General features: G+C 58.1%; 2 protein-coding genes. Both read left to right on the top strand.

The window, feature by feature from the left end; translation table 11 throughout:
* Positions 1-42: 42 nt before the first annotated feature.
* Positions 43-15,708, top strand: coding sequence for a LysM peptidoglycan-binding domain-containing protein (locus tag O5O45_RS07290; RefSeq protein ID WP_305904562.1), 15,666 nt, complete (start codon positions 43-45; stop codon positions 15,706-15,708).
* Positions 15,709-15,900 (top strand): hypothetical protein, encoded by a 192-nt coding sequence (locus O5O45_RS07295; RefSeq protein WP_305904563.1) that lies wholly within the window; start codon positions 15,709-15,711, stop codon positions 15,898-15,900.
* Positions 15,901-16,000: the final 100 nt, after the last annotated feature.

Here is a 16,000-nt window from a genome sequence, read left to right on the forward strand (position 1 = left end):
ATGCGTTAAAAAAGACAGTCGGAAGTATTTAGGAGTCATCAAATGGTTGCGGTTGTATCAGGGGAAGGTCTGGGATTATTTGGCGCGTCCTTGTCAGGCGCGGGCGCGGGATTATCGCAAGCGGGCGTGGGCCAGGGCGGCGAGCGGGTCTACGTCAATGCGGCCACGGGCAACCTGGTGCTGCAGCGCCGCGATGAGATGCTGTTAGGCGCAGGGCGCGACGCGAGCCTGATCCGCACTTACAACAGCCAGGGCCGCTTCACCGACGACAACGGCGACAACTTCTACTTCAGCTTCAACCAGCGCTTGGAATTCAACGGCGGCAATCTGAACAAAGCCGGCAGCGTGATCACGCGGATCGCCGGCGACGGCAGCCGCACAGACTATCGTTATGACGAGAGCCGCGGACTGTATGTCTCCAGCGTCGGCGAAGGCGCTCACGACACCCTGGAATTCCGCGGCGGAACCGGTTCTGACGCGTTCCTGTGGACGGAAGGCGAGAGCGGTTCCCAGGAAGTGTACAGCTGGCAGGGCAAGCTGAGCGCGCTGGCCCATCGCGACGAACCGGGACGGGTGACCATCAGCCGCAGCGCGGCCGCGACGACCCTGACGACGGCGTCGGGGGAGAAACTGGAGATTCAGTACGACGGCGCCGGCCGGGCGGTGCTGGTGAAGACGGTGGGCGCGGACGGCGCGCAACGCAACCAGACCTATTACGGCTATGACGCCCAGGGCCGTCTGACGACGGTGACGGTGGACCTGACCCCGGCGGACAACAGCATCGGCGACGGCCGCACTTTCGTGACGCGCTACAGCTACGACGGCGACAGCAAACGCGTGGCGAAGATGCAGGCCAGCGACGGCGTATCAGTGAGCTTCCAGTACCAGGAGATTGGCGGCGAATACCGGGTGACCCGGGTCACCCAGGGCGACGGCGCGGACGCCATCGTCACCGCCTACGCCTATGATCTGGCGCAGCGCACGGCGACGGTGACGCGGGTGCTGGACCCAGCGACGCTGAGCGGCCTGCAGACGGTGCTGCGCTACGACGAACGCGCGCGTCTGGTGGAGCTGCGCCTGCCGCAGCAGGACGGAACCCAGAGCGTGCGCCGCTACGCCTACGACGCCGACGACAACCTCATCCAAAGCACGGACGCCGACGGCCACAGCGAGACCTACCGCTACGACGCCATGGGCAATCTGCTGACCCATACCGACCGTTTGGGCCGCGCCACTGACTACACCTATAACGCCCAGAACCAGACCCTGACGGAAACGACGGACGGCGCCACCCAGCGCTACGTTTACGACAGCGAACACCGTTTGCGCTACCGCGTGGACGCCCAGGGCGGCGTCACCGAATTCCGCTACAACAACCAGGGCCAGTTGACGGCGACCCAGGGGTATCTGGCGCGCTACGATCTGAGCGGTCTGGCTCACGATCAGGCGCTGACCGAAGGCCCTCTGAAGACCTGGACGGGCGCCGCCCGGGCGCAGGGAACCACTCTCACGGAATACGTCTACGACTTCCGCGGCCAACTGAGCCGTCAGACCCGCTACAGCAAGACCGACGCCACGGGCGCGGGAATCGGCGCGGCGACGACGCACTTTATCTACGACGCGGAAGGGCGCCTGCTGAAACAGGTCAACCCCGATCAGGCGGCGCCGACGGAGAACGCGAGCGCGGCCCCGGAGAGCCTGGGGCATCGCACCGGAGAAACGCTGTACGTCTACGACGGCCTGGGCCGGCTGCTGTCGGTGAAGGACGCGCTGGGCGCGGTGACCACGCAGACCGAATACCAGGGCGCGACCATCCTGAGCCGCGACGCGGCGGGCCTGCAAAGCGTGAAGACGTACAACAGCGCCGGCGCGCTGATCGACGTGGTGGAGCGCGACGCCGGCGGCGTGCTGCTGGGCAAGGCGCAACAGTATTACGACGCCCAGGGCCGGGTGATCCGCAGAGTGGACGCGCAGGGCGCGCAGACCCGTTACGTCTATGACGGCCAGGACCGGGTGCGCTTTGAGATCGACGCCCTGGGTTACGTCACGGAGAACCGCTACGACGCTCAGGGACGGGTGACGCAGTCGCGTCGCTATGAGACCGCCTATCGCGGCGGCGACGTCAGTCTGGCGGCGCTGGAGACCTTCGCCGGGGGCCAGAGCGCGATCACTACGCGACGCTTCTACGACGCCGCAGGCCAGGTGCGTTTCGAAATCGACGCCCAGGGTTATGTCACCGGCTACGAGTACGACGGACAAGGGCGCGTTGCGAAGAAGACCCGCTACGACAAGGCGGCGGACCTGAACGCCGCCAACCTGGCGTCGCTGGCGGCGCATGCGCCGAGCTGGCGTGGCGATGGCGTCGTGCAGATCGACGCGGGACGGATTATCAAGACCGCCGCTACCGGGCTCAGCGCAGGCCGGGCGGTGGCGAACGAAGCGCTGCAACAAGGCCGCGGCGCGCTGGAGTTCACCGTGGCGGCGCTGCCGACCGGGGCTTCCCTGGGCGCGGTGGGCTTCAATAAGAACCCGGAGACCGTCCTGACCGGCAACGATTATCTGAATGAAGTGGACCTGGGCGTTTTCATCCGCGACCCGGACGGCGCGGGTTCACAGGGCCACAGCCTGATGATCCAGGTGAACGGCGTGCGCACGGAGCCAACCTCGGCGACGCCGATTCAGGTCGGCGACCGTCTGCGTATCGAAATGCGGGGCGCGGACGCGCGCATCCTGCTCCAGCGTGCTGGCCAGCACGGCTTCACGCTGATTCAAACCCTCACGGGCGTGGTGGATGCGAACGCGATTTACACGGCGCAAACCAACCTGTACGGCGCGGGCGCGGCCATTGAGGCCGTGGCGCTCAGCGGCGACGCGGACTATCACAGCGCGGGCGCCGCCACCCGCTACGTTTATGACGCAAAGGGACAGGCGCGCTTCGAGGTGGACGCGCAAGGCTACGTCACGGAGAACCGCTACGATGCCCTGGGCCGTGTAACCGAAAAACTCAGCTACAGCCATGCCTACACGGGCGCCGTCTTTACTGAAAGCGCCCTGCAGACGTTCGCGAACGGCGCAACTCCGGCGTCTCACTCTCGTTTGGTGTATGACGCGAGAGGCCAGGTGCGCTTTGAGGTCGACGCTCTGGGTTACGTCACGGAATTCGAGTATGACGCGCAAGGGCGGGTGGTTAACAAGAGCCGCTACGCGCATCCGGTGGACGCCGCTTCTGCGGATCTGGCGTCGCGCCTGCCTCAGTTATTGAACTGGGGAACGGATGCGGCGGTGTCCCAACAAGGAGGACGCCTGACGCGCACCGGACCGGCGAGTCTGACCGCAGGCCGCGCAATCGCGGGAAGCGGCCTGACGGGCGGCGAAGGCGTTCTGGAATTCACCGTAGACCAACTGGTCAATGGCCAATCCCTGGGTGTAGTGGGCTTTAACCTGAACCCGGAAGAACGGTTGTCGGGGAACGACTACTTTAAGGAAATCGACCTGGGCGTGTTTATCCGCGACCGGGACGGCGCGGCGGCGGAGAAGCACAGCGTTCTGATTCAATACAAGGGAACGCAGATCGCGCCGGCGACGATGCAATTCGTGGAGGCGGGAGACCGTTTCCGGATTGAACTGAAGGACGGCGACGCCCGCATCCTGCTGCAACGCAAGGGACAGGATAACTACGCCCTGATTCATACCCTGAAGGATGCGGTGGACGCCACGCAGACCTACGTGGCGCAGGCGAACCTGTACGCACAGGGCTCGGCGATTGGCGATGCCTGGATGAGCGGCGACGCGACGCAGAACAGTGAGCGCAGCCGCGAACGCGTGGTTTATGACGCCAAAGGTCAGGCGCGCTTTACCATCGACGCACTCGGACAGGTGACGGAGAGCCGCTACGATGCGTTGGGCCGTATAACCGAGAAACTCAGTTACAGCTCTGCTTACACGGGCGTCACTTTTACTGAAAGCGCCTTGCAGAGCGTTATCAGCGGCAAAACGCCCGCTTCCCATTCCCGACTGGTCTACGACGTGAAAGGCCAGGTGCGCTTCACTGTCGATGCTCTGGGCCAGGTGACGGAGACTCGTTACGACAGTCTGGGCCAAGTAACCGAAAAACTAAGCTACAGCTCTGCCTACACGGGCGCCGCCTTTACCGAAAGCGCCCTGCAGACCTTCGCGAATGGCGCAACCCCGGCTTCGCATTCTCGTTTGGTGTATGACGCGAGGGGGCAGGTGCGCTTTGAGGTCGACGCTCTGGGCTACATCACGGAATTCGAGTATGACGCGCAAGGGCGGGTGGTTAACAAGAGCCGCTACGCGCATCCGGTGGACGCCGCTTCTGCGGATCTGGCGTCGCGCCTGCCTCAGTTATTGAACTGGGGAACGGATGCGGCGGTGTCCCTGCAAGGAGGACGCCTGACGCGAACCACACCAGCGAGTCTGACCGCCGGCCGCGCGATCGCGGGGAGTGGCTTGACGGGTGGCGAAGGCGTCCTGGAATTCACCGTAGACCAGCTGGTTAACGGTCAATCCTTGGGTGTAGTGGGCTTTAACCTGAATCCGGAAGAACGGTTGTCGGGGAACGACTACTTTAAGGAAATCGACCTGGGCGTGTTTATCCGCGACCGTGACGGCGCGGCGGCGGAGAAGCACAGCGTTCTGATTCAATACAAGGGAACGCAGATCGCGCCGGCGACGATGCAATTCGTGGAGGCGGGAGACCGTTTCCGGATTGAACTGAAGGACGGCGACGCCCGCATCCTGCTGCAACGCAAGGGACAGGATAACTACGTCCTGATTCATACCCTGAAGGATGCGGTGGACGCCACGCAGACCTATGTGGCGCAGGCGAACCTGTACGCACAGGGCTCGGCGATTGGCGATGCCTGGATGAGCGGCGACGCGACGCAGAACAGTGAGCGCAGCCGCGAACGCGTGGTTTATGACGCCAAAGGTCAGGCGCGCTTTACGGTTGACGCTCTGGGCTATGTTACCGAGAACCGTTACGACGCCCTGGGACAGGTGGCGGAAAAACTTAGCTATGACCGCGCCTACGCTGGCCCGGATTATAGCGAAGCGGCGTTGACCCAGTTCGCTAATGCACAAAGTCAGCCGCGCAGCGGGCGCCTAGTGTATGACGCCAAAGGCCAGCCGCGGTTTGAGATCGACGCGCTGGGCCATGTGACGGAGCGGGAATACGACGCGGCCGGTCGGGTGACGGCGACGCACAAATACCTCAACCCCTTATCGCTGGCGGGCCTTGTTTACGACGAAGCCGGAATAGAGAGTAAGCTGCCCATCGCCGATGGTAGACACACGCAGCGCACGGCGTACGACGCGCGCGGTCTGGCGCGCTTCAGCCTGAACGCCCTGGGGCAGGTGACGGAGACCCGCTACGACGCGGCGGGCCGGGCGACGCAGACGCTGCGCTACGAAACCGCTTACAGCGGCGCCGATTACAGCGAAGCGGCGCTGGCGCAGTTCGTCGCGGGCGAGACCCGGGCGCAACATACTTACCTGGTGTACGACAGCCTGGGCCAGGCGCGCTTCAAGCTGGATCATCAGGGCCATATCACCGAACTGGAATACGACCACAATGGCCAGGTGACGCGCACGCTGAGTTACGTCGCGGCCTATGACCTGAGCCAGCCGCTGACGGCGGCGGCGCTGGAAACTTATGTGCAAGGCCATGCCTCAGCTGGCGACCGGGTGGAGCAGATCTTCTACGACGCCCGCGGCCTGGAAATCTACCGGGTGGACGCCGGCGGGCATCTCATCGCACAGAAATACGACCACGCCGGTCGTCTGACCCATCGCGTGCGCTACGCCGCCAGCCTGAATCTCGGAGCCGCGGCGACCCTGACGCAAGTGACGCAGGCGGCGGACGCCCATCGCAGCGCGGCGGCGAACCAGCACAGCCGTCTGGTTTACGACGCCCTGGGACGCCTGCGCTACAGCCTGGACGGCGAGAACTACGTCTCGGAAACCCTGTACAACGGACAGGGGCAGGTGACGGAAGAACGCCGTTACGCCGCCCCCTGGACCCAGGCGGCGACCCTGAGCGCCCTGTCGGGGCTGCATCCGGACGCGGAAACCCGCATCACCCGCTACGCCTATGACGACGCCGGCCGTAAAATCAGCCAGTCGCAGCGGCTGATGACCGGCGGCGCGGAAACCTGGATTACTGAAAGCTACGCCTACGACGCCCACGGCAACCGCACGGCGGTGACCGACGCGCGGGGCAACGTCACCACCTTCGCCTACGATGCGGACAACCGCCTGATCGCCAAACTGACGCCGAAGGATTCCGTCGACGACGCGGACATCAGCGCCAGCGCGCGCAAAGGCGCCGTGACGCGCTACCAGTACGACGGCTTCGATAACCTGATTCAGGAAAGCCAGTACATCACGGAAGTGTCGATCCATGAACGCACGGCGGCGGATTACGCCACGGCGAACGTCCCGGCGAATAACGATCCGGTCAGCGGAGACCGGCATACCCGTTACGAATACGACGCCCTCAATCGCCAGGAGCGCATCCGCACGCCGGAGCTCAATGGCGTCTCCACGTTGACGCGTAAGGAATATGACCGTTACGGCAACGTCATCGCCCTGATCGAAGCGGAGGGCTCCGCCCTGGAGCGCACCACGCGCTACGAATTCGACGACCTGAACCGGGTGGTGAAAGAAACCAAAGCGTTCGGCACGGCGAACGCCAGCAGCACCGGCTACGTCTACGACGCCTTCGGTCAGGTGGAGCGGGTGATCGATCCGCGCGCCTATGAGATTCTTGACAGCCAAAGCGACTGGGCCAAAGGGGAGCGGGAGCGTTTGCGCCTGCTGGCGGAAAACTATCAGGCCAATCCCGCGGGACTGTGGCAGTCCCAGCAGGCGCAGTGGCTGAAGGACAATGCGTTATTGCTGAGCTTCCTGAGCCGGGAGCACCTGCCCGAGGGCGAGCACCGGGCGTTGCTGCTGCAGATTTACAGCAAATCGCAGACGTTTGACGCGCGGGGTCTGAAAACCTCGGAAACCAACGGCGAAGGCTATACGACGTATACGCAGTACGACGCGTTCGGCAACGTCACCTCGGTGACCGACCCGAACGGCGCCACCGGCTACTTCTTCTATGACGCCCTCAATCGCCAGACGCTGCAGGTCAGCGCCGGCGGCGCGGCGAAGGACTTCACCTACAACGCGGCGGGACAGGTGATCGCCCAGCGCAGCTGGGCCAACCGGATCAACGCGGCGTCCCTGGCGGGCAAAACCGAGGCGCAGGCGCGGGCGATGCTGACGGCGGACGCGGCGCATGACCAGCTCACCCGCAGCGACTTCGACAGCCTGGGCCGACTGAAGACGCAGACGGCGCAAGCGACCTCGGCGCAACAGGTCGTGGAAAGCTACGGCTATGACGCACAGGGCAACCGGATCAGCTGGACCGACCGTGGCGGCCATGTTTACGCCTACCGTTACGACGCGCAGGGGCGCCTGCTGGAGACCATCAAACCCAGCGTGCGGGTGACCTTCAACGCCGACGCGAGCCTGACCGGAGAGCGGCGTCTGAGCGATCGCAATAGCTATGACGCGCTGGGCAACCGCATTCGCGTGGTGGAAGGCGGCTATCGCGATGCGGACGGCGCCTACAAAACCATCAGCGGGCAGACGCGCGCGACGGAATACGTTTACGACAAACTGAACCGGGAAGTTCAGGTGTGGTCGGACCTCATCGATATTGGCTTCGCCAACGACGCGGGCGAGATCCGCCGCTATAACCGGGTGCGGCAGGTGACCCAGCGCGAATACGACGCCTTGGGCAACCAACTGAAAGAGACCGTGCAGGCGTTTCAGGTGGACGGCGCCAACCGACCCACCACGGCGGTGGGCGCGCAGCGCAAGCAACTGTTCGAATACGATAACCTGAATCGGGTGACGGCGGCGGTGGACGCGGCCGGCGCCGTGACCGTCTCCGGCTACGACCCCAGCGGCAACCGCATCCTGGAGCGACGTTACGGCGAGGCCTTGAGCAATCCCAGCAATGGCGCGTTGGCGACGTTATTGAGCAAAGACACGGACGATTACCGGGAACTGCGTTACACGTTCGACCTGAACAACCGTCAGGTAGAGACGCGGACCCGGGGCGAGACCCACTTTGATCTGGCGCTGAGCAATCAGCAGCTGGCGGCGCTGACCCAGGGCGAAAGCGCCGTGAGCAAGGGCTTCTACAGCTCCGCGTACAGCCAGGAGGAGGTGGTGACGCAAACGCTCTACAACCGTAACGGCGACGTGATCGCGGAGCGGGACGGTCGCGGCGGCGTGACGCGTCACTTCTATACGGCGCAGGGCGACCTGCAGGCGACGTTGGCGGCGGGCGTCACGGATTACCAGCGCGAAGGGGGAGCGGTGACGGTGACCCGTCATCACGCCCTGACGCAATGGACGACGGACGCACTGGGGCAGATCCGGGAGCAGGTCCAGTACGCCTATGAGGCGAAAAACCCTGCAGAAACGGCGACCCTGGCGGAGCTGCTGGCGAACGTGGCGGCGCAGCGGGCGGCGGCGGAGAGCGACGCGGCGAAGCTGGCCGGGCGCGACCTGGCGGACCTGAGCGACGCGGAAGTGGCGCAGAAACTGGTGCGGGGCGACCGCAGACAGACTTACGACTATGACCGCCTGGGACGCCGGATCACGGAAACCGTACACGGCGTGGAGGACTACCAGTTCGTGAACGGGGCGCCGAAGAAGACCACGGCGAGCAGTCGCAGCACCCGCTACGACTACGACAACCTGAACCGCCTGCAACGCACGATCGCGCCGGGAGAAGGCGCGGAGACGCTGCGTACGCTGGAGACGACCTACGACGCTCTGGGTCGCAAGACGACGGAGAAAGGACAGAGCTTTACGGATTACAAAGGCCGCATGGCGCGCGCCACCGTGACCTATGGTTATGACGCGTTAGGACGTCAGGTGACGCAGACGCGGGTGGCGCTGGAGGCGGGCGCCAACCAGACCCGCCGCACGCTGGTGAACGCGCTGGGCTTTGCGGTGGCGGACATTGACGCCAGCGGCGCGCGGACGGATTACGCGACGGACGCGTTCGGCGCGGTGGCGGAGAAAAGCTGGAGTCAGCGGCAGGCGGAAGGCGGCAGCCAGAGCTACTGGAACCGTTACTGGTATGACGGCGCGGGTCGTGAAATCAAACGCGTGGACACGACCGGCCTGAGTCACGAGACGCGCTATAACGGCTACGGCGACATCACGGCGAAAGGGATGAACGGGCAATACCAGGAGCAGTTCAAGTATGACCGCCTGGGCCGTCTGTTCAGCACCAACAAGGAAACCGGCGCGCCGCAGCTTTACCTGTACGACAAGAACGGCAACGCCTCGGCGGAATTCATTCTGGTGGACGACCTGAAAGACGCGTCAGGCAATCCGATCGACTTGGCGACGCTGACGTCGCCGGAACAGGTGAAGGCGCTGGGCGTGCTGCAGACGCAAATGAAAGTCAGCGTGTATGACGAACGCAACCGCCATACGGACACCTTTGAGGCGCCTCATGATTACAGCCAGTTGGAAGCGGATATTTTAAAAAGTAACGAGACGATTACTGACTGGAAATCCGATGCCGATTGGCAACTGGGCGCCGACGATGTCGGAAAGATACGTTTTGAAGACAGCGTAGGACCCACGGTTACTGGCGCAGATACCGTAATTAATACTTCCTTAACGCAGCCGCCCCGCACTGAAGAAGTTACTGTCAATGGCGGCAAGCCAGGACCGATCACGCAAAAAATTAATGTCACTGACCTCGGCGCTAATTTGAGTGGACTCATGGGGTACCTGGGCATCAGTCCCGAGGCGTGGAGCAAGTCGGGCTCGTCTTATGGCGCCATCAGCCTTAATGCCGGGACCAATAGCTACGCCAGCGCTTGGAAGGCTGAAGGGCCGATGGAGAAAGTAAATGGCGCATTCGAAAAAACGATCATTCGAATTTGGAATCGTTATGAGAACGGCATTACGTATATCTATAGAGATGTAGAAACGCAGCGATATATTCTGACCTCGAATACAGAAGTCGGCGCGGAGCAAATCGTTTCCATTAATGTGGCGGATGATGATGGTTATAAAGTAGAAACGGTCAAAACCCGTGATGGTGAAATTAAAGTAACAGGTTATCGAACCTCAAATCACGATGCAGGCAGGTTCAGATTAGAAAACCAAGTTGAGACGCGTTATGGCAACTTAAGTTCTGAAGGGCCTGGAATTATCCAAGCGGTTAAGCAGTCAATAATTACAATTGATGCGAAAGAAGTTATTCGTGGAGGGCATCCTGGAGGGCAGGGAAGCTTCAGTTTCAAAGTGAATATACCTAAAGAGCTCGTTAATCTTGGTATGCAGTTAAGGGTTACATTCTATGATCAATATAATCGTGCATTTGATGGAAAGTGGGATCCATTGATGCCCGAAATGATGCCTGAATTTAGTTCAACTGCTTACTGGAGGACAAATGATGACCATGAGAAAAATAGCGATTGGGACTCATATAAATATAAATTTAAGGTCACTATTCCTAGCCTTTCCGGCGAAGAAATATTCTATACAAATTATATTACTAACAGAGGAGATAATCACGGCACGTTCAATAAGAGCCTTTCTGGCCTGACAAACAAAGCATTTCTGATTGTTGATGATGCCAACCCTTATGTCGAAAGACTGACAGGAAGTGTTGGCGGTATAGACTTATCAACTGCGGAGCGCTTGGATAATAGTCGATTTCTGGTTCGTCTCAGCAATGGGCAATATGATCTGTCTTACTCTACGTGGGATTCCACAAGGAAGCTGAATGAAGTTAAAACATTCATTAACTTAACCGACATGAAGACGGGTAGAGATACGAATCTTTATTTCAAAGCGCTAAAGACGACGACTTATAGGCAACTAGTCTACAAGGCTTCCGCCACACCTACGAGCACTAATCAAAACGTCCTGACGCCCTTAGTCCAAGAAAATGACCAGCAGCAGCGTATTTTCCAGAGCTACAGGACGATGTGGACGTTGGGTGGTCAGACTACTTATCAAATCCATCGCCGGCAGCGTTACAACGCCTTTGGCGAAGTGGTGCAGGAAGTGGATGGCCGGGGGAACGCGACCCATCTGGCGTATGACACGCAAGGCCGTCTGACCCATAAAATCGATCCTAAGGTAGAAGTGAGTCAGGACCATGCCGCCAATGGCGTTCTAAAGTCGCTGGATGCCCATCCCGTCACTCGTTATTTCTATGACGCCTTAGGGAATTTGGTGGCCAATCAGGATGCGAACAGTTATCTGGCGGAAAAGAAAGCAGGCTATTCCATCAGTAACAATGCCGCCTTCTATCGGGGCCAGACCTATTCGGCGGGGATGGTCGCAAGCGAAACCAATGCACTGGGGCACGGCAAAACCTACCGATATGACCAGCTTGGCAATAAGCGCCTGGTGATTGATGAGCTGGGCCAGTATCACAGCTTTGTGTATGACAGCATGGGCAGGCTGACGGAAGTCAGACGCTTCGAAAACCTGGCGAAGTACAATGCTGGCGATAGTTATACCTCTGACAAGTACTCTTATGATGAACTTGGCAACAGAGTGACGCATACCAATGCGTTAGGTCATGCTGAAAAATATGTCTACGACGGCGAAGGGCGCATCATTAAACATATTGGGTTTAATGACGGAAGTCAGGGAGGCGGGGCTAATGAGACCTCATACGAATATCGCTATGTCAGTAGCATTGGCGGCATTGGCGGTTATAAAAAGGTCACGACAAACGGCTTGTCCACAGAAACTGACGCCAACTATAAAGCGACGTCTAACCTGACTGATGAGACGGATTACTTTGGCCGGATTCGCACTCACCAGGATTTGGGGGGGCATCAGTTTGTGTATGAATATAATCGGGCGGGCTGGCTGCAGAGACAGAGCACTTCAAACAGCGCCTATACCTATACGGATGGGGATATTCCTGCAGAACTGCTGTCGGATGACTCGCATCCCACGAGAGGTTTGCAGGATATTCAATATGAATATTACGCAAATGGCCGCGTGCGTCGCATCAGCGACAAAGGCGCGGGGAGTTATTCGGAGTTCAAGTATGATGCGAACGGGAATGTGGAAGAGGAAACCTACCGTCGCTCCCCCTTTACGGAACTGGATAGCATTGCTGGCGCAGGGCTGGAACAGAACTCGCTGCCATATCAAAACGTCAGAGCGACCTATGATGCGTTGAACCGCGTGGTCAGAATCCGCGATGACGACTACGACCTGACTTACTCCTATGACGCTGTGGGCAACCGGCGTCATATGAAGTCCGTCTATGACGACTATCTCATCACCGATAAGAATAAAGGCGAGGATATTAAGACCCAGGACTTCTATTACCTTTACGATAAGGAAAACCGCTTCATCGTAACGATGGGGGCGTTGACCGCTGGGGCGACGCAAAGCATATATGCCGGCAATACGGGTCATGAAATCGGCTACGATCAGGGCGGGCGTCGCATCATAGATAACAGCGCGTTACTGAACAAAGACGGCGCTCCCGTCGAGAGCCGCCAGAAGTTTGAGTATGACGCTTATGGACGAGTGCGCGCAGTCTGGCTGAAAGACGCGAGCCTTAATGGCAAGACCGGCGAAGGCGTGAGGGCGGATGGTTATGCACGGGTTGCGGTGCGTGAGACGGATGAGCTGGGGCGTACAACCACACACTCACAGTATTCTCATTACCTTGACGCCGCCGGAGCTGTAAAAGAACGCTTGGAAAGCCTGCATCATTACGATTACAACGCTAATAATCAGGTGTTGAAGGACACGGCCTATAAAGACTCCTCTATGAGTGATGGCAGCCGTAAATCCATTTTGACCTACACCTATCTGAATGATGGACAAACGCTCAAACAAACGTTTCTTGATGATTTGGCAAATAATAAAGGAGATGTCACGACTACATATCACTATTTGGCGCGTGACCGTTGGGACACCTATAAAGCCAGCAAGGTCACCGTATCTGCTTCTGTCGGCGCTGGCGCGTCCTATTACATCTATGATGCGAACGGCCACACTCGCTGGGTCTATGATCATCAGGATCAGCGGACTATCTCCTATGTCAACAATCAGCGCGGACAGGCCATTCAGCGGAACGAAATAGACAGAAATAACAACGGTGAGGAGAAATCCATCCGTCGGAAGTTCTACTATTTGGACGGTATTGTGCGCGGCGACATTGGCAACGATGGCGTTCCTTCAAGGACGGACTACGTTCAACAGCTGGCGGAAAATGGTGACCACAGCGTCGTTGTCGGACAGGAGTCTTACTTTATTCCCAAGTATGCAGGGCGGGATGACAATCGCAGCTTGGTAGAGACCAGAACCAGGGATATCAAAAAGAAAGTAGGGTACTCCAGTTATTACAGAATGACGCCTGTGACCTCGGCGGATTTCGATCAGAACTTCCAGCCGATTAACTACGATTATCCCGGCAAGGCATCCTCTTACTACGAGGTTCATGAAGGGGACAAACTGTCTTCGATCGCCGCCAGCATGTGGGGAGACGCCAGTCTTTGGTATCTGCTGGCGGACGCCAATGGCCTCACCGGCGATCAGGATCTGAAAGCCGGTTTAAGTCTGGTGATCCCAAACGTAGTCACCAACATTCACAATAACGCCAACACATTCCGACCCTATGACCCGGGACTGGGCCTTGGCGACACGACGCCATCGTTGCCCGAGCCTCCGCCGCCTAAGAAAGGCAAATGTGGCGCTACCTTTATTGTCATGGTCATTGCTATCGCTGTTGCGGCAGTAATAGCGCCATATGCGATTCAAGGAGCTGCCAGCTTATTTGGCGCTGCCACTGGCGCAGCTGGAAGTGGCGTCACGTTAATAGCTGGTACAACAGGGATAGGCACACTGGGAGCGACTACGGGGATTGTTGCAGGCGCTAGCGGTTATGCTGCCGTCGCTGCAGGCGCATTTGTCGGTGGGGCGATAGGCAGCGCAGCATCTCAATGGGCGGCGAAAGAGTTGGGAGTTCAAGAGCACTTCTCTCTTCGTGGCGTATTAAGGTCAGGGCTTACTGCCGCTGCGACAGCGGGTGTCGCAGCGTATGCAAACACAGCTAAATGGGCGAAAGATTTACCTAAATGGGCTAAAAACGCGGCTACAGCCGTAACTGGCGTCGGGGCAAATTATCTCGCTGGCAAAGCCACAAAACTCCCCACCACCTTCCGCTGGAGAGACGTCGCCACTAGCTTTGCTACTGCATCAGTGATGAACGGCATTGGCATTGGGGATAAGAATGCATTTTACAACCAAGGACTAAGCAGCTACGTCGATGGCTTTCTCCCAGGCAGTATTAGAAACAATGACATCGCCCGCAATGCCATCCAAGGCCTCACCGCCGGCGCAGTATCCGAAGCCGTCCGCGTAGCGGTCTATGACAGCGAAGATTATCGTCCTGATTATGTGGGAATGATCGCGGGGGTTGTTGGTAGTACGTTGGGAGGCTTGGCGCTGGCGGGAGTGGCAGGAGGTTCTGGTCGACCAAGAAGTTTGTCACTTGAAGAAAATATTGCAGCAGGTGGAATTGATTTACGGAACCCAAATAGCAAAGGGCTGGTACTTCAGAGAGAGAAAGGAGAGTTTTCCGACTTAGCCTACTTATACGCCTCTGTTCCTGATATTGGCGACTCTATGCCAGAAGACTATCAGGTGCGACCGGAGACATACTTGGAGTGGAGAGATAGTTACTTTGCTTCGCTAGATGATCTGTCTGCTTCTCTTGCTGTTCCTGTTGATGTTGATGAGAGACTAGCTGGAATTTTGGGTGTTTCAGCTCACCAATGGCAAGAAACATTTACAGGACAAGTGGCCACGACCCTATATGACATGAGCAAAGCCGCTGTAAATGCAGCCATAGACTATTTTTCAACACCAATCGATAGTATTTCGGGCTCAGTGCTGGGCTTTCATAATTGGGCTACAGTAAAACACTCGCAGTATTCTCATAATTTTTGGGGAACCGCTCTTGATGACTATTTGACAGTAATGAATGGCTTGTCGGATACGTCTGAGGCATTTACTTTCTCTATAGTTAATGGTGATGGGAAGGTATTTGCTGAGTCAGGCGTTATGCTTAGCAGTTTGTTTATTCCGGCTTCGCGTTTGAAGGGACTGCCTGATGTTCCAGACAATGCTGGGCTCAGGTTTAGTGCTGATGAGGCGGCAAACCGAAACTCATTACCATTAACGGATATCCAGAAACAAGAGATTCTAGCCGTTGCTCAAAGGTTGGGGGTTCCAGAAGAGAAAATAGCATTTTGGAATGGCCCAACTGCATACAGCCCTAACTTTGAAAATGTTTGGGTTGGGCCTAATGTTTACCCAGGAAATAGCGGTGTAATTAGGCAGTCTGGAATGGGCGTTTTAGATAGGATGAGTATGGAAGCTACAATGGCTCATGAAATCGTAGGCCATCGTAATTCGTTTTTAGCTGGTAAAGACTTTGCGGATGGAAGTTTATTGGATGAAGTGCAGGCAAGTTATAGGGCTGCTGCTCTAACGCCAGAGCTTTCATCAACTGAACGTTACCAACTACTTCGCGATGTGGTTAGGCGCCTGCACGATGAAAGTCAGACAGTAAAAGATCTTGATAAATCACTTTTCTATATGGGGAATTAGATGAGCGATAATAATTACACCGATAGCGACCGTGAGATATTCAAGAAAGCGGCAGAAGATTTTTTTGCCGAGAAGCCGGCTACTGTTTCATGCGATAAGTGTTTAGCGGTGATCAGGTTTGAGTATGAAGGAACGATCGTTAAGCACTCCTGTGATTGTGGAAAATTTTCTGGAGTGCTTAAGGTAATGTAGTTCCAAACAGTCCAAATAGGGTTCATGGTGGAGGTTACAATGGAGGTTCTCGTGGGTACTTGTAGTGGTCTAATAGTCCCGGACACATTAATAAGAGACA

Origin of the sequence: Hahella sp. HNIBRBA332, from assembly GCF_030719035.1 — a bacterium.
Taxonomy (GTDB): Bacteria; Pseudomonadota; Gammaproteobacteria; order Pseudomonadales; family Oleiphilaceae; genus Hahella.

Coding starts and splice junctions, on each gene's coding strand:
- O5O45_RS07290 (WP_305904562.1), top strand. CDS start 43: ATGGTTGCGGTTGTATCAGGGGAAGGTCTGGGATTATTTGGCGCGTCC.
- O5O45_RS07295 (WP_305904563.1), top strand. CDS start 15,709: ATGAGCGATAATAATTACACCGATAGCGACCGTGAGATATTCAAGAAA.